This window comes from Anaerolinea thermophila, assembly GCF_020723905.1.
Lineage (GTDB): Bacteria > Chloroflexota > Anaerolineae > Anaerolineales > Anaerolineaceae > Anaerolinea > Anaerolinea thermophila_A.
Genome location: NZ_DYHZ01000003.1, coordinates 298,360 through 314,408, shown reverse-complemented (window position 1 = coordinate 314,408; position 16,049 = coordinate 298,360). Strand labels below are relative to the sequence as shown.

General features: G+C 46.4%; 14 protein-coding genes and 1 pseudogene. 10 read left to right on the top strand and 5 right to left on the bottom strand.

Going from position 1 to position 16,049, the window contains the following annotated elements:
* The 3 genes and pseudogenes from LHF31_RS06205 to ppk1 form a co-directional block, all read left to right on the top strand.
* Window positions 1–476, top strand: a pseudogene (locus LHF31_RS06205) (hypothetical protein); the annotation flags it as partial.
* Between the two features lie 60 nt (window positions 477–536).
* Window positions 537–1,241: a sortase gene (locus tag LHF31_RS06200; RefSeq protein WP_298005139.1), complete on the top strand. Its 705-nt coding sequence runs from the start codon at window positions 537–539 to the stop codon at window positions 1,239–1,241.
* A 90-nt stretch (window positions 1,242–1,331) separates the two neighbouring features.
* The gene (ppk1, locus tag LHF31_RS06195; RefSeq protein ID WP_298005142.1) at window positions 1,332–3,464 is read left to right on the top strand and encodes a polyphosphate kinase 1; all 2,133 of its coding nucleotides are present in this window, start codon (window positions 1,332–1,334) and stop codon (window positions 3,462–3,464) included.
* 15 nt (window positions 3,465–3,479) lie between these two features.
* Here ppk1 and LHF31_RS06190 read toward each other — a convergent pair whose 3' ends face one another.
* Window positions 3,480–4,361, bottom strand: coding sequence for a site-specific DNA-methyltransferase (locus LHF31_RS06190; protein WP_298005145.1), 882 nt, complete (start codon window positions 4,359–4,361; stop codon window positions 3,480–3,482).
* A gap of 278 nt (window positions 4,362–4,639) precedes the next feature.
* Here LHF31_RS06190 and LHF31_RS06185 point away from each other — a divergent pair, with 278 nt between their 5' ends.
* The 7 genes from LHF31_RS06185 to LHF31_RS06155 all read left to right on the top strand — a co-directional run bounded on the left by LHF31_RS06185 (window position 4,640) and on the right by LHF31_RS06155 (window position 11,660).
* The gene (locus LHF31_RS06185) at window positions 4,640–5,623 is read left to right on the top strand and encodes a cobalamin-dependent protein (RefSeq protein ID WP_298005148.1); all 984 of its coding nucleotides are present in this window, start codon (window positions 4,640–4,642) and stop codon (window positions 5,621–5,623) included.
* A gap of 86 nt (window positions 5,624–5,709) precedes the next feature.
* Window positions 5,710–6,699 carry a MerR family transcriptional regulator gene (locus LHF31_RS06180; RefSeq protein WP_303773880.1) on the top strand — a complete coding sequence of 330 codons (990 nt, stop codon included), beginning with the start codon at window positions 5,710–5,712 and terminating at the stop codon, window positions 6,697–6,699.
* A gap of 10 nt (window positions 6,700–6,709) precedes the next feature.
* Complete coding sequence (locus LHF31_RS06175; protein ID WP_298007768.1) at window positions 6,710–7,939, top strand: MFS transporter; 1,230 nt, start codon at window positions 6,710–6,712, stop codon at window positions 7,937–7,939.
* Window positions 7,940–8,104: 165 nt separating this feature from the next.
* Window positions 8,105–8,551 (top strand): hypothetical protein, encoded by a 447-nt coding sequence (locus LHF31_RS06170; RefSeq protein WP_303773878.1) that lies wholly within the window; start codon window positions 8,105–8,107, stop codon window positions 8,549–8,551.
* A gap of 95 nt (window positions 8,552–8,646) precedes the next feature.
* Complete coding sequence (locus LHF31_RS06165; protein ID WP_298010085.1) at window positions 8,647–10,128, top strand: phytoene desaturase; 1,482 nt, start codon at window positions 8,647–8,649, stop codon at window positions 10,126–10,128.
* A 15-nt stretch (window positions 10,129–10,143) separates the two neighbouring features.
* Window positions 10,144–11,052, top strand: coding sequence for a phytoene/squalene synthase family protein (locus tag LHF31_RS06160; RefSeq protein ID WP_298010083.1), 909 nt, complete (start codon window positions 10,144–10,146; stop codon window positions 11,050–11,052).
* Window positions 11,049–11,660: a glycerol-3-phosphate acyltransferase gene (locus LHF31_RS06155; protein WP_298010080.1), complete on the top strand. Its 612-nt coding sequence runs from the start codon at window positions 11,049–11,051 to the stop codon at window positions 11,658–11,660. Before LHF31_RS06160 ends, LHF31_RS06155 begins: the two co-directional genes overlap by 4 nt.
* Window positions 11,661–11,663: 3 nt before the next feature.
* On the opposite strand, the gene LHF31_RS06150 is transcribed toward LHF31_RS06155, so the two are convergent.
* From LHF31_RS06150 to LHF31_RS06135, 4 genes are all read right to left on the bottom strand, one after another.
* Window positions 11,664–12,650, bottom strand: a complete 987-nt coding sequence (locus LHF31_RS06150) for an aromatic ring-hydroxylating dioxygenase subunit alpha (RefSeq protein ID WP_298010077.1) — start codon at window positions 12,648–12,650, stop codon at window positions 11,664–11,666.
* Between the two features lie 83 nt (window positions 12,651–12,733).
* Complete coding sequence (locus tag LHF31_RS06145; RefSeq protein WP_298010074.1) at window positions 12,734–14,134, bottom strand: deoxyribodipyrimidine photo-lyase; 1,401 nt, start codon at window positions 14,132–14,134, stop codon at window positions 12,734–12,736.
* A 352-nt stretch (window positions 14,135–14,486) separates the two neighbouring features.
* On the bottom strand, window positions 14,487–14,756 hold the full coding sequence (locus LHF31_RS06140) for a TIGR03905 family TSCPD domain-containing protein (RefSeq protein WP_363324799.1): 270 nt from the start codon (window positions 14,754–14,756) through the stop codon (window positions 14,487–14,489).
* The gene (locus LHF31_RS06135) at window positions 14,737–16,020 is read right to left on the bottom strand and encodes an MFS transporter (protein ID WP_303773874.1); all 1,284 of its coding nucleotides are present in this window, start codon (window positions 16,018–16,020) and stop codon (window positions 14,737–14,739) included. The genes LHF31_RS06140 and LHF31_RS06135 overlap by 20 nt, the downstream gene beginning before the upstream one ends.
* Window positions 16,021–16,049: the final 29 nt, after the last annotated feature.

Below are 16,049 nucleotides of genomic sequence, written 5' to 3'. Positions count from 1 at the left end.
ATACCCCCACCTTCACTCCAACCTTCACCGCCACCCCGACGGATACCCCCACCTTCACTCCAACTTTCACGACTACACCAACGGAGACACCTACAGAGACTCCGACATCAACACCTACCCCAACCGAAACCCCCACTGAGACAGCGACATTTACCCCAACACCCAGCACCACAGTTGAAATTACAGCCACTCAGGTCACTTTGACGAATACCCCCACCGCGTCACAAACGGTACCTCCACCGCCCCCTGATGATCCAACCAGAACACCTACCCGCACGCTCCCACCTCCCCCGGACAATCGTCCATCTGTAACCCCCTCGGCAACTGCTGAAGGTGGTGTGATCATACCGGTAACTGGCGCTTCACTCCTGGGACCTCAGGGCACAATCACAGCCCTTCTGATTGGATTGGGATTGCTCTTCCTGCTCCTTGGTTTTTACCTGTCTTCGCCTTCCGGCCGTCGAAACCAGTCTTAATCCCACAGAGGATGAAGGAGGACCTTCGAAAGTCCTCCTTCATCCCATCAAGGCTTTTAGATGAAAAAGGCAATCTTACGCTGGACTTTTTTTGGAGTTGGCACAGTACTTTTGGTATTGGGGACATGGAGTTACTTCCGCCCCGCCCCTGTAAATGCAGCAACAGAAGTACTTCAAGCATTAGGAGAAGGTTATGACCCGTATCTGGTTCAGGTACTTGAGCCTTCATCCTCCACCAACACCATCCTCCCCGATACCTATCAGTACTCCACCGATCTTTATCTGGTTGAAGAATCCCTTGAATCCCCGCTCAATCTTCCCGAATCCATTATCATTCCGGCAATTCAATTAGAAGCCCCGGTTCAGGTCACCCGCAGTCGGAAAATTATTGTTCGCGGGGTGGTCTATGAACAATGGCTTGTTCCAGATACGTTCGCAGTTGGATGGAACCCTTCTGCTTCAACGCCAGGATCCGGGGGAAACATCGTTCTTTACGGACATCACAATGTAAAAGGAGCGGTATTTTCCCGTCTGTATCAGGTGCAACGGGGTGATGAAATTACTCTGGTATCCAGAGGACTGCAATATCACTATTCAGTAACAGATATCCAGAAAGTAAAAGAGAAAGACGTCTCCTTTGCGCAAATGCTGAAAAATGCTGAATTGCTCAAGGACACCCCGGAAGAACAATTAACGCTGGTTACATGCTGGCCACCTTACGATAGCACTCATCGCTTGATTGTGATTGCTAAAACCATTCCCTGAAAATAATTTTCAGCACCAAATTTATCAAAATAATTACCCGGAAGTTGATATAATTTTTTTATCTACACAATATTTCAAGGAGACCGGGTTGTGGATAATCCTGTATTTGACCCCCAAAATCTAGATTCCCCAGATCTGTACCTCAATCGCGAATTAAGCCTTTTAGAGTTTCAATACCGCGTCCTGGATGAAGCACGTGACCCCACCAATCCCTTACTGGAAAGGGTCAAGTTTCTTGCCATTGTGGGTTCCAACCTGGAAGAATTCTTCATGGTACGGGTCGGCGGTTTGAAAATGCAAAAAGAAACGGGGGTATTTGAACTTCCTCCCGATGGACTGACACCATCTCAACAATTAGCAGAGATTCGCAAAGTGGCTCTGAAGTTGATGGAAAAAGCCCAAATTGTCTGGCAGGAAGAATTACTTCCCGCTTTAAGAGAAAACGGAATTTATGTGTTAGATTACCATGAACTCACACCTAAACAACGTGAAAGCGTTAATGCTTATTTTCATGAAATCATCTATCCTGTCTTAACCCCTCTGGCTTATGATCCCGGTCATCCATTTCCTCATATCTCGAATTTAAGCCTTAACCTGGCAGTGATGGTGAGGGGGAAAAATAACATTAAGCGGTTTGCTCGCATTAAAGTCCCTCCTTCCCTGCCACAACTGGTACCGATCAAACGATCTTCAGGTAGCACCCGTAAAGACGGCACCTCTCCCAAGAAACATTATTTTGTCTGGATTGATCAGGTAATTCAAGCCAATTTATCCCATCTGTTCCCGGGCATGGAAGTGATGGAGTCCCACGCCTTTCATGTCACCAGAAATTCGGATATGGAAATCCAGGAACTGGAAGCCCTGGATTTGTTGGATCTGATTGAAGAAAGCGTTAGAAAAAGACGATTCGGTGCGGTAACCCGCTTGATGATTCATCCGGATATGTCACCTGAGGTACGTAAAATTTTAGTGGAGAACCTTAAGGTAGAACCCAATGAGATCTATGAACTGAGTGGTCCTCTCGTTCTGAGCAATTTGTTTGAACTAACCCGCATTGACCGATATGATTTGAAAGATAAACCGTTTTACCCGGCCATTCCGGAAGCCCTTAAAAAGGAGCCTCTGGATGAAGGAAATATTTTCCATGCTATTCGGCAAAAAGACATTTTACTGCATCACCCTTATGACTCTTTCAATCCGGTCATTGATTTCTTAAGAGCAGCCTCACGCGATCCACATGTTCTGGCAATTAAGCAAACTCTGTATCGAGTGGGGAAAGACTCCCCGGTGGTACGGGCACTGCTGGAAGCACAACGAGATTACGGCAAACAGGTTGCTGTTCTGGTGGAATTAAAAGCCCGTTTTGATGAAGAGAGCAATATTGGATGGGCAAAAATCCTCGAACAGGAAGGCGTTCATGTCATCTACGGGCTATTAGGGCTTAAAACCCATTCCAAGGTAGCGCTGGTGGTCCGGAAAGAAGGCAATCACATACGCCGGTATATCCACCTGAGCACTGGAAATTACAACCACATCACGGCAAACATCTATGAAGATATTGGCATGTTTACCTGTGATGAAGAAATTGGCGCAGATGCTTCTGACTTATTTAATTACCTGACGGGATACTCTTCCAGAGATACCTACCGGAAATTACTGGTGGCCCCCATCAACCTGCGCCAGCAATTTGAAGCGTTGATTCGCCAGGAAATTGCTCATCAAAAAGCAGGGAAACAGGGATATCTGCTATTTAAGATGAATGCACTGGTGGACAAGCCCATCATTCGATTGCTATACGAAGCATCACAGGCCGGTGTAAAAATCGACCTGATTGTTCGTGGAATGTGTTGTTTGCGTCCCGGCATTCCGGGTATCAGCGAAAATATTACCGTACGGAGTATCGTTGGGCGATTCCTCGAACACAGCCGAATTTATTATTTTCAGAATGCGGGGGAAGAAATTATCTACATGGGAAGCGCCGATTTAATGCCTCGCAATCTTAATCAACGTGTTGAAGTGTTATTCCCGGTCGAAGACCCTCAAATGATCCGGACTATTCGGGATGAAATTCTGGAAACCTACCTGAAGGACAATGTAAAAGCACGCATCATGCAGCCTGATGGTTCATACAAACGAATCAAACCTCAACCCGGAGAACCCATCATCAATGCACAGGAGACATTCATTGCCCGCCGCCGGGAAGCGCAGGGAGAACATGGATAAATATTTTCGAGGCTCTTAAGAATATTCTTTTCCGTGAAGATCCTTTAGCCCTTTAGAAGCATCAATCCATTCAATGCCTTCCACTCCGGAGAATCGTTTCCGCATGACCTGTATGGCTTCAGGATGGTTATCTACCAGTATGAACTGGCGGTTAAGTTCCAAACAGCATTCCCCAACAGTACCACTTCCGGCGAAGAAATCCATCACCAGATTCCCTGGGTTTGAAGACGCCTTGATAATTCTATTGATCACGCCAACAGGTTTTTGTGTCGGGTATCCCGTCTTTTCTTTGCTGTTTGTTCCTACAATTGTATGCCACCAGACATCCGTTGGGAGTTTACCGCGGGCGGCTTTTTCGGGTCCAACCAGACCCGGTGCCATGTAAGGTTCACGATCTATGGCATCCACATTAAAGGTGTAATGGTCTGGATCCTTGACGTAAAAAAGGATGTTATCGTGTTTGGCAGGCCAGCGGTTTTTAGGTTTGCCTCCGTAATCGTAAGCCCAAATGATTTCGTTAAGGAAACATTCTCGCCCAAAGATACGATCAAGCCAGATTTTACAGTAATGCACTTCACGGTAATCAATGTGGAAGTATAAACTTCCATCTGGCGTCAAAATCCGATAGGCTTCTTCCAGCCGAGGAACCAGAAAGGCTTCATAATCCTCGAAATTATCGGGATATCCTTTTTCATCCACCTGCACACTTTCATAGGTTTTCCCTCCAAAACCGCGCCGGTTTCCCGAATCAGATTGGGACACTTTCAAACGGGTTCGTGATTGTTCTTTCCCTGTATTGAATGGGGGATCAATATAAATTAAATGAACCGATTCTGAAGGGAGCGAACGTAAAACCGCAAGGTTATCCCCAAAATAAATTCTGCGTATCCAGGACATGAAAGGTATTTTAACCGTATTTTCGATACTTCAATACCAAAAAGTGCAAAAAACCTAAGAGCCAAATCATAAAAATAAAATAATTATTCAGTAAATTGCAGAAGGTATATGTTACCAACAAGACAAATCGGATACCATGAAATGTATACAAACATTTTACAAACATGAGAGTTTAATTAGAAACTGGCTTTCCCTATTGTATTTTAAACCTATAAACACTATACTATCTTTATACAATCCGTACCTAAATGATAGGATTTGTCTAACAGGAGCATTCTATGGCTACAATTGCTGACTTACCCGATATTCCCCAGTACACGATAAAGGCGGTTTCCATACAAACGGGCATTCGCCCTGTTACACTGCGAGCATGGGAAAGGCGTCATGAAGTGCTCAATCCACAACGTGCTGACAATCACTACCGCCTCTATTCTGAACGCGATGTAGCCATCCTGCGGTGGCTGAAAAGCCGTGTGGATGCCGGGGTTTCCATCAGCAATGCGGTTTCAGAATTGCGCGCCATGATGAACCAGGGTATTATGCCAGAGGTGACCCCAACCGCCCCACAAAAAGTCACGCGCCAGCCAATCCACCAGAAGGAAGAACTTGTTAAATTCCTCTATCAAGCCTTTCTCGCCCACAATGAGATACGCGCCAGCGAATTGTTTAAACAGGCTGTTGAAGAATACGATCTCATCCCCTTATTTATGGAGATTCTGGTTCCAACGCTTACTCAGATTGGGGAAGATTGGTATCTGGGAAAAATCACCATAGCCACCGAACATTTTGCCAGCAATTTCCTGAAAGGTAAATTGCTCGGTCTTTTCCAGACTTATCCCATTCGAAAAAATTCCTCTTACATTCTTGTTGGATGCGCCCCCTTTGAGCAACACGAACTGGGAGCATTAATGCTTTCGACCCTACTGCGAGCCCAGGGATATCGGGTGGAATATCTGGGCCCCGATGTGCCTATAGAGGACCTGGTTGATTTTGCTTCTTATGAACATCCGGCAATGATTATTTTGTCCGCCTCTTCCAGTTCGTCAGCTATGGAATTAAAAAATGCTCAACAAAGGCTGGCAATGTTGCGCCGTCCTCCCCTGTTTTGTTATGGAGGGAGAGGTTTTGACAACCACCCTGAGATTCGACAAAAAGTTGCGGGTATTTACCTTGGCAATACTCTGGAGAAAGGGTTGGAAAAGATTAACGAATTGCTTGCAGATTCTGCAGGGAAACCCAATCATCGCAACAGAATCCAGTAGGTACAAACATTATACAAAAAGTTTTTCCCTTACCCTAAACACAGGGTATGATGAGGGTATTATGGGATTAAGGACCACAAATGGCAATGAGCAGTGAAAAAAATCACTCTAACAGTAAAAACGATATACCGGTATATAACATTAAAGCCATCTCTCAACTGGTAGGGTTGCTTCCCGTTACGATTCGAGCATGGGAGAGACGTTACGGATTACCTTCTCCCCGAAGAGGGCATCAGGGATATCGTTTGTATTCGGAATATGATTTACGCACGCTTCGATGGCTCAAAGCACAAATTGATTCCGGCATGCACATCAGCAGAGCCGTAGAATACTTGAATGAACTTCGTAAAAACGGGCAAGATCCGGCTATTACGCCATCAGTTCCACCATTTACCACGCCGCTCAACACCTCTCCGACAGAATTAACTCATCTTTGCAAGGAGTTTCTCGAAAAGATTCTCTCATTTGATGAAATCCAAGCCACAGAAGTGCTGAGAAGGTCTTTTTCTCTGTATTCTGTTGATCAGGTCCTTACAGAAATCATCACTCCTGCACTGGTAGAAATTGGAGAACGCTGGCATCGTGGAGAATTAAGCATCGCAGTGGAACACTTTGCCACTCAGTTTGTCATGCAACACTTGATGAGCATGATGACAGCAACAAGCCAACCTATACGTTCCACAAAAATTTTTGCCGCCTGTGCTCCGGGAGAAATGCATCAAATTGGAATCTTAATGCTGGTTGTGATGCTTCGCTGGAGAGGCTGGGATGTCATTTACTTTGGGCCAGACCTGAAACTGGACCGACTTGAAGAAACTCTTAATGCTCTGCGACCTGAACTGGTCATGTTCACGGCTAATAATTTCCACAATGCTTTACACCTGACAGAACTTCCTCGCATTCTTGAGAAAATCAAAGGGAAAAAGCCTCTGATTGTTTTAGGCGGACAAGCCTTTCATGCCAACCGCTTACCGGACAGCGTGTCTGCCATATATCTTACAGGGATGCGTCCCTCAGAAATTGTCTCCCGGATCGAATCGCTCTTAACATCTACACAAGGAAATTCAGCCTCTTAAAGGTGTAACCATGTTCAAAAACAAAGCATTGTCATCCATTTTTCTCATCGTTTTCATTGACCTGTTAGGGTTCAGTTTAATTCTTCCACTTCTGCCGTATCTGGCAAAGAGTTTTTCAGCCAGCGAGTTCCAGATTGGTTTGCTGGTAGCCTCCTATGCACTGGCGCAGTTCATTGGCGCGCCTTTTTTAGGCAGGCTGTCTGATCGTTATGGAAGGCGCCCCATCCTGCTGATTTCGATTGTGGGTAACGCCCTTGGATTTCTCCTCCTGGGAATTGCCCAAAATCTGACCATGCTCTTTATCTCTCGAATTCTGGCAGGGTTTACCGCAGCCAACATCAGCGTGGCCCAGGCGTATATCAGCGATGTTACCGACAATCAAAGCCGCGCACGCGGATTGGGATTGATTGGGGCCGCTTTTGGCCTGGGCTTTATTCTTGGTCCAGCCATTGGAGGAGCACTCAGCCAGTTTGGCTACGAGTACCCGGCATTCTCGGCAACCGGTCTTTCCATCATCAATTTTCTGCTGGTATTTCTGTGGTTAAAAGAATCGCTGACACCGGAACGCCGTCAAAGCATCAGCCTACAGCAGCGCCCTCCTCTTACTCTCAAAGCCATGCTGGATACTTTACGCCGTCCATACGTTGGACCGCTTCTGCATACCCGATTTTTCTTTGGGTTGGCTTTCTCTCTCTTTCAAACCATCTTTGCAATCTATGCATTGGAACGATTCAACCTCCAGGCCCGTGACACCGGATATATCCTGGCGTATGTCGGGTTGATTTCGGTACTGACGCAGGGCGTTTTTATCGGAAAAATTACTAAACGGTTCAGTGAAATCAATTTGATGTTCGCGGCAATTCTCACCATGGCAGTATCTCTGATGGTATGGGCTCTGGCACCATCAATTCCTGTTCTTCTGATTGCTCTCCTTCCGATTGCTGTATCTGGAGGTATTCTCAATACAGTCATCAACAGTGCACTCTCAAAGTCCGTTGCCTCTGTCGAAACCGGAGGCATTTTAGGCCTGGCGGCTTCACTTGAATCCCTGACCCGTGTGCTTGCTCCTTCCCTGGGATCACTCCTTCTTCAAATCGCCTCTAAAACTTATGGGAATTTCATTGGAACCGCCGTACCAGGATTTTTAGCGTCAATTCTCCTGTTGTGGCTGGGGTCTTATTTCTGGCGCATGGTTTTCCATATGCGGCCACTGGTGCAAAGTTCCAGCAGTATGGACTAGAAAGAAATTTACGATGAAAAAGAAAAACACTTCCAAATCCCCTTTTCAGGGCTTGATTGATCGAGTCGAAAACTGGCTCAAAGAAATCCCGCCTCTTTTTGAAAAGCCTCCTGTTCCACAGCCGATACCTGTTGGCAGTCCTGTCATGAGTAGACGAAAAAAACGATGAAAGAACTGATTGACACCTACACCGTCCGGGCTCCTGCTGAAAAAATAGCCCAAATTCACTTTTCACCCAATGCCTTGAAACAATTAACCCCACCCGGTATTCGGATTGAAATCCTTTCTCAAGATCCGATTAGCGAAAATTCAGTGACTCATTTCAAGTTATGGTTTGGACCTTTGCCTATTGAATGGGAAGCCCAACATCAGCAGGTATCATTCCAAGAGGGATTTCTGGATATTCAACGAAAAGGTCCCTTCCGGCACTGGAAACACTATCACCAGTGGAAATCTCTTTCAGTTAATGAAACGCAAATGACTGAGCGCATTGAATTTGAGCACACCAACAATCTCCAGGGGCTTTTTACCCGTTTATTATTTAATCCTATTGCCATGAAATTCTTTTTCTGGTACCGCAGGAAGAAAATCACTCGCCTTGCTTTGTCTTAAAAATTCCAGACAACTTTATACAAACCCCATACCAAAAGATACAGTTGTCTTTTATTTTATATAATGATTCTAAGTTTCTGAAATGGAGGGAAGAAATGAAAGTCATCATCATTGGCAGTGGATTCGGGGGTTTAGGCGCCGCAGCCCGCCTTGCGGCTCGGGGGGTTGAAGTTGAAATTTTTGAAAAACGCGATAAACCGGGGGGCAGAGCATATGTCTATGAAATCAACGGGTTTAAGTTTGATGGGGGTCCCACAGTTATCACCGCTCCCTGGATGTTCGATGAGATCTTTGCTCTGGCAGGTCGAAACCGGGAAGATTATGTGAAATTTGTGCCGGTGGATCCGTTTTACCGGATTTTCGATCACCAGGGTAACCAGTTTGATTACAACGGCGATCCACAGTTCATCCTAAAAGAGATTGAGAAGTGGAACCCTGAAGACAAATCTGGATATGAACGTTTCATTCAAACCACAAAGCCCATCTTTCAAAAAGGGTTTGTGGAATTAGCCTCTGAGCCTTTCCTGCATATTCAAGATATGTTGCGAATTGCGCCCGACCTAGTAAAACTTCAATCTTATAAAAGTGTTTATCAATATGTCTCACAGTTCGTTAAACATCCATTCCTGCGCATGGTCTTTTCTTTTCATCCCTTGCTGGTAGGCGGAAACCCGTTTGAAGTGACCAGCATTTATACCATGATCCATTATCTGGAGCGGGAATGGGGCGTCTGGTATGCCATGGGAGGAACCGGAGCCATTGTGGATGCCATGACACGTCTGATTGAAGAATTGGGTGGAAAAATCCACCTGAACGCGGAAGTGGAAGAAATTCTGGTTTCCGGGGATCGTCGGGTCAGTGGAATCCGGTTGAGGGATGGTTCTGTTCACAACGCCGATGCTGTTATCAGCAACGCAGACGTAGCCTGGACATATCGCAATCTCATCCCGGCAAGATATCGAAAGGTGAACACGAACACCCGCTATGAACGAATGCGCTACAGCATGTCTCTGTTTGTCATCTACTTTGGGACAAAGAGACGATACCTGGAAAGCCGGTTAGCCCATCATAATATCATCCTCAGCAGTCGGTATAAAGGCTTGCTGGATGATATTTTCCGCCGCAAAGTACTTGCAGATGATTTTTCGCTTTACCTGCATATGCCCACCATTACCGACCCATCTATGGCACCAGAAGGATGTGAATCCTTTTATGTTCTTTCGCCTGTTCCCCATCTGAAAGGCGATATTGACTGGGAAACCATGGCACCCATTTACAAGGACCGCATTCTAAAGTTCCTGGAAGAAAATTACTTACCTGACCTGCGCGCAAACATTGTCGCAGAGCACTATATTGATCCTCTCCACTTTGAAAATACACTGAACAGTTTCCGGGGGGCGGCTTTCTCAGTGGAACCCATTTTGACTCAATCTGCATGGTTCCGGCCCCATAACCAATCTGAAGATTTCGAGAACTTGTATTTTGTCGGCGCCGGAACTCATCCTGGAGCAGGATTACCAGGAGTGCTCTCCTCTTCAATTATTGCGGAGAAGTTAATCCTCGGGAGATCTTCCTGAGAACTGGAGGTAGAAATGTCTGTAACCATCCTTGCCCAACAGGATGCCACCGCTACCATGCTTTTAGAGCAAATCATTCGGGAGCATTCCAAGACTTTTTACTTTGCAACGGCTCTGCTCCCTCCCACAAAGCGGTATGCCATCCGGGCCCTCTATGCATTTTGTCGGGCAAGTGATGATCTCGTTGATCGAGAGCAAACTACTCTGAATGATCTGAATGCATGGAGAGCATCTGTCGGTCTATCCTCAGATGAACAAACCAATCCGGTACTGAAAGCCTGGGCACAGGTCCGGGAAGCATATCCCATTAATCGTGAGTACGAAAAAGAACTGCTGGATGGGATTGAAATGGACCTGAATTTTCAGTTCTACCCAACCTTTGAAGCACTCCAGACATATTGCTACCGGGTTGCTTCAACCGTAGGGCTTCTGGCACTTCCCATTATTGGACTGGCAAAGGGGGCAAGTTTCCAGCAGGCTGCCCCCTATGCCATTCAATTGGGAATTGCTCTCCAAATGACCAATATTTTGAGGGATATCGGAGAAGATGCCCAGCGAAATCGCGTATATCTTCCTGTAGAAGACCTTAAAAGGTTTAGCCTGACCCCTCAAGAGATCCTCGAGCGTGTTTATGATGAGCGTTTTATTGAACTCATGAAATTTGAAATTTCCAGAACCCGGGCTCTTTATCTGCAAGCGCTTCCTGGAATCGCATATCTGAGCGAAACAGCCCGTCCAGCAGTTGGTGCAGCCGCACTTCTCTACCGCGCCATTCTTGACGAAATTGAAAAAAACGAGTACCGTGTATACTCGATCCGGGCTCATACCAGTGGATGGAAAAAAATTGCGCTGCTGCCGGGAATTTTATGGAAGGTAAAACAACTTTCAAATTCTAAAAAAATTCTTCAAACACAAGAAAAATGAGTTCTCATCTTCAATATTTCATCTGGGGGTGCATCGGATTTCTCTCCGGAAGTATCCCCTATTCATATTTGCTGGGTAAGTGGCTGTTTCATTCGGACATACGGCAGGTTGGGGATGGAAACCCAGGCGCTACGAACCTGTTTCGGGCGGGGGGAAAATGGAGTGGTGCCCTGGCACTGGTGTTGGATGTTTTTAAAGCCGCAATTCCTGTTGGATGGGTTCATTTCTTTGTTCACCCCCCTTTTGTATGGATGCTCCTGATTTCACTTTCTCCCGTTCTTGGACACATGTTTTCGCCTCTTCTCAAAGGGAGAGGGGGAAAAGCCATTGCATCCACGTTTGGCATGTGGATTGGGCTGACCCTGGGAGAAATTCCAATTATCCTTGGGCTGTTCATGGCAGTGGGAATCTACTTTCTCCAGCCTCATGCGTGGGTGGTTTTGTTTAGCCAGCTGGGTGTTTTCACCTACCTGGTTTTATACCATCCCAATCCACTTCTTCTGAGTGTTTGGGCTCTCAACACTCTGTTTCTCATCGGTAAACACGCCAGCGAATTGAAAACGGCTCCACAAATTCGAACCGTTTTCAAGAAAAGAAAAAATGGATAAGTCCTATGCTTGATTTTCGGGATTTCTGGCTTTTTCAATCAACTCCTCGCGAACCCTTCGATAGGTTAATACCGCATTATCGCACTGAATAGGCTTATCTTCTCCCCGTAAAGAGGACTTTTTAGGTAACTGGGTATTCACTACCCTGCGATCTTGCTCAGCGATATGATGACTTGCCAGAACCCCAAACCAGTTCACAATCTCTCGAAGCACCGGCACACGGACAAATCGCTGGTACTGTCTTAAGTAAAACATTCCATGCTCTTCATCCACCGGAACAAATGCCACTACAATCCGGAAATCCGGACTGATTCGATTTTGCCAGAGGTTAGGGAAGATAAATTCCAGGAAGGGTGGACGATCAGGCATCACCAGGTCGTCCGCTCGGCGCGGTGGATTTCCATCATCTTTTCGATTGAAAACCCACACCTTTAACACACCATCCTCTACTTTTACGAGAGGTCCATCTACCACCACGCGCTTTCCTCTGCCTATGGTATCTGTGTGTACGTGTGGCAGATGCATCACATCCAACTGGTTTTCCACCATTCTGGAATAATGCACATTCCACATCTGCCTGTAACCTGCATAAGAAAAGGTTTCATCAATGTCAAAGAATTTGGGAGGTGTTAGTGAGCCTTGAGGTTCTCCCCAGTAAATCCAAATGAATCCGTGCGCCTCATAAGTGGGATAAGATTTTACCCGCATGGCTTTTGGAGGAACACCGTTTCTTCCAAGGGCGGGGATGTATCTGCATGCGCCGGTAGAATCAAATTCAAACGCATGGAACGGACAAGCCAGATGGTCATCCGCCACTTTTCCACCAGATAAACTTGCTCCAAGATGGGGACAACGATCGGACATGCACACCACTTTACCATCTTTGCGACGCCAGAACACCATTTTCTCCCCCATTCGAATGACACCAACCGGTTGTCCCTTTCGAACTTCTCTGGATTCCAAAACGACATACCACTGATTTGGAATCATATCAGTTCCTCCCATAAAAGAATCTCCTGTGATTATGACATGACTTCAGGAATCAAAGGCAATCAAAAAAGCCAGTAATTTTTTCAGGAAGTATATGTTTTCTGAGACTTACGGTAAGCCTCCAACACCCGAGTCCTGGTCTCATGGTGCATTACAATTGGAACAGGATAATCTTTGCCAATGTGGATACCCAATGAGGATTGGAGAGAAACAGGCATCGTCCAGGGGGAGTGGATGTATTGCTCAGGAACGTTGCGCAACTCCGGCACCCATTTTCTGATATAGAGGCCATGAGGGTCGAACCGGGCACTTTGCAGGACCGGATTAAAAATTCGAAAGTACGGAGCTGCATCGGTGCCTACCCCGGCTGTCCACTGCCATCCTCCGTTATTTGAGGCGGGGTCGCCATCTATCAGCCATTGCATGAACCAGTGTTCCCCTTCCTGCCAATTGATCAGCAAATCCTTGCTCAGGAAAGAAGCAACGATCATCCGCGCTCGATTATGCATCCACCCTGTTGCTCTCAACTGACGCATGGCCGCATCCACAACCGGGTAACCCGTCATCCCTGCTTTCCATGCCTCCAGTTCGTTGGAAGCATTCCTCCATTCAATGGCTCGGAGTGCAGGGTTGAAAGCCATTTTGAGTACATGGGGAAAATGATACAAAATAGATATATAAAATTCGCGCCAGATAAGTTCATTCAACCAGGTTTCGCACCCTTTCTTCTCTTCGGGCAGAAGCGGTTCCTGCAATAGTTTCCAGACTCGAGAGACCGCCATTCGGGGAGAAAGCATGCCAAAACGAAAATAGGGTGAGAGCATGGAGGTGCCTTCCTGGTCTAAGCGATTGCGGGATTCGGCATATTGACCAACCGTTCCTGCGAGAAATCTCTCCATGCGATTTATGGCTTCCGTTTCACCGGGAAGGAATCCTTCTGGTGAGGATGCCTCAGGAAAAGGAAAAGACAAAATCTCGTCAGGGATGGAAGGAAAACGTTCGGGAAGTGATAAACCGGACGGTGAAACGAAAGGAAGCGCTTTCCAAGCCTTGCTGAATGGGGTGAAAACGGTGTAGGGGGTTCCATCTGATTTCACCACCATGTATGGGGGAAAGACCGTCTCTCCAGCAAAAAGGCGTAAGGGGAGAGATTTTGCAATACGTTCATCTCTGATGCGGGCATAAGGGGAATAATCCTCCAGAGCAACAATTTCATCTGCTGAGGTTTCCTGAACTAACCGGTACAGTTCAACCAGAGGCTCTCCCCTGCGAAGGACGAGTTTGCTTCCTTTTTTTCGCAATTCTGCATCTAAATCTCTTAACCCGGAAAAGAGAAAGTTTTTTCGGTAAGGGGCATCGTTCTTTAGCAATGCTTCATCCAGAATAAACACAGGAATTACCCTGCCTCGCTGTAAAGCATAATCAAGGGCTGGATGATCATGAAGGCGTAAATCGCGGCGAATCCACCACAGAATCGTTGGCATGTTGATCAAAAGGCGGATACTCGAGGGTACCTGTAAAATTTGATCGAATATCCGCCCCTTTCGGATTAATAATACCTCACGGGAGGCTTTACCGCTTAATGGTTGTAAAAGGTTTAAACGAAGAAGCCGCCTTCTTCAGACGGCTCCTTCTTTGGGTGGCTGCGGCACACTGGTTAATGAGAAACCAGGAGGGGTGCCGCAGCCGTTTGTTGCTTACTATGATCCATTTTCGACACCACCTCCTTTTCTCTAAAGATAGCACTGGAATAAAAAACAACCTTCAGGGTTGATGAAGTTAGTATGACATATCGAAGTACAAAAGTCAAGACAATTGCCCAACGTTAATCAATTCCTAATCTTTTTCATATTTCCTGACGGCAATTTCCAGAGCCTGCGCTAACTGATCCGGGCAGGAAGTCTCTTTTCGTCCACAATTCAACCCTTTCAATCGTCGAATAACTTCTACCGCCTCCATACCCCGTACCAACTGGCAAATTCCCTGGAGATTTCCATCACATCCCCCCAGAAATTCTACCTCCTTAATCTGTCCATTCTCCAATTCCAGATAAATTTTTCGAGAACAAACGCCCTGAGGTTCAAACTCAAATGTCTTCATGCCCATTCTGGTACGTTTCAGCCTCCTTCACCGAAGTTGTTATTTCCGGTTGATCCAATACAGGTAAAGCGGCATCGGGAGATTCCTGGGCTGATTTTACAAAACGCCAGACAAGAAACACACTCAAAAATCGCCCAATACCCGAACTGATAAAAATTGCCGGATACCCAACGTGTTGAACCAGAAAACCTCCAAAAGCCGACCCAGCCGCCAGGGAAAGCGTCACAGCAATCTGGTACAATGCGGAATATCTGGCACGCGTTTCCTGGGTACTGATAGAAAGTAAAAAATTAAAAGACGCCAGACTATATCCTGCCCACATAAAGCCAGCCCAAATGTTAATGGGGGTGGGATGCCAGGGGGAGCGAACCAGCAGCCAGACAAACGGCATAAAGGGAATTAAGAAACCTGTTAGCAAGAGGACCTTGCGAGGACCCCAACGGTCGTTCAATGTGCCAAAAAGGCGCTGGGCAGGTAAACCTGATACACTGGCTATGATCGACTGAATACCAATAATAGCAGGGGTAGAGTTCAGCACCTCAACCTGATACACGCTAAAAAAAGGACCTGCAATATTGACAGAAAAATTCCAGACCATTTGAGAAATACAAAATGCTACAAAATTAGGATCTCGCTTTAGTCCCTGAAGGAGCACTCTGGGTTTATATACCTCTAAGCCCTTTTGAGAAGCGACATGACTGGATTGCGTCTCTCGAATGCTGGCAAAAAAGACCGTTGAAGAAATGCCCAACACCAGGGCTAACAGATAGACTTTCTGATACCCTTCCAGCGGTGTAGCAGCATGGACAATCATCTGCCCGGCGATAAAAGTCACCAGCATATTGGCAATCCCCATAAACATATTGCGAGTGCCAAAATAGCGTCCACGCCATGCCAGAGGCACAATATCAGCCGTGAGTGAAGTCCAGGCGGGCATGGACAGGTTGGAGAAAGCATCCATGATTACCTTCATGGCTATAGCCGCCATTACTGCCGATTCTCCGGACAGGAAGAAGGGCAGCACTGCAAAACCGAGAAGCATCAGGCGGCTAATTCCCCCTCCCGAAAGCACTACGAGCCATTTTCGACTGGGTGATTTTTCTGCCAGAATTGCTCCAGGGAGTAACAGGAGCATGGCTCCCAGACTACCCAGAGCACTCATGAGACCAATTTGAGCCTTTGTCGCTCCTAATGCCAGGACGTACAAGGTGAGATAAGTCACATGAATAGCGTCTTGACTGGCGGCAAAGATGCCATCAAAAAAGAACATCCTTAGATTGTGTTGTACCTGATGTGGAA

Coding starts and splice junctions, on each gene's coding strand:
- LHF31_RS06200 (WP_298005139.1), top strand. CDS start 537: ATGAAAAAGGCAATCTTACGCTGGACTTTTTTTGGAGTTGGCACAGTA.
- LHF31_RS06190 (WP_298005145.1), bottom strand. CDS start 4,361: ATGTCCTGGATACGCAGAATTTATTTTGGGGATAACCTTGCGGTTTTA.
- LHF31_RS06185 (WP_298005148.1), top strand. CDS start 4,640: ATGGCTACAATTGCTGACTTACCCGATATTCCCCAGTACACGATAAAG.
- LHF31_RS06180 (WP_303773880.1), top strand. CDS start 5,710: ATGAGCAGTGAAAAAAATCACTCTAACAGTAAAAACGATATACCGGTA.
- LHF31_RS06175 (WP_298007768.1), top strand. CDS start 6,710: ATGTTCAAAAACAAAGCATTGTCATCCATTTTTCTCATCGTTTTCATT.
- LHF31_RS06170 (WP_303773878.1), top strand. CDS start 8,105: ATGAAAGAACTGATTGACACCTACACCGTCCGGGCTCCTGCTGAAAAA.
- LHF31_RS06165 (WP_298010085.1), top strand. CDS start 8,647: ATGAAAGTCATCATCATTGGCAGTGGATTCGGGGGTTTAGGCGCCGCA.
- LHF31_RS06160 (WP_298010083.1), top strand. CDS start 10,144: ATGTCTGTAACCATCCTTGCCCAACAGGATGCCACCGCTACCATGCTT.
- LHF31_RS06155 (WP_298010080.1), top strand. CDS start 11,049: ATGAGTTCTCATCTTCAATATTTCATCTGGGGGTGCATCGGATTTCTC.
- LHF31_RS06150 (WP_298010077.1), bottom strand. CDS start 12,650: ATGATTCCAAATCAGTGGTATGTCGTTTTGGAATCCAGAGAAGTTCGA.
- LHF31_RS06145 (WP_298010074.1), bottom strand. CDS start 14,134: ATGCCAACGATTCTGTGGTGGATTCGCCGCGATTTACGCCTTCATGAT.
- LHF31_RS06140 (WP_363324799.1), bottom strand. CDS start 14,756: ATGGGCATGAAGACATTTGAGTTTGAACCTCAGGGCGTTTGTTCTCGA.
- LHF31_RS06135 (WP_303773874.1), bottom strand. CDS start 16,020: ATGTTCTTTTTTGATGGCATCTTTGCCGCCAGTCAAGACGCTATTCAT.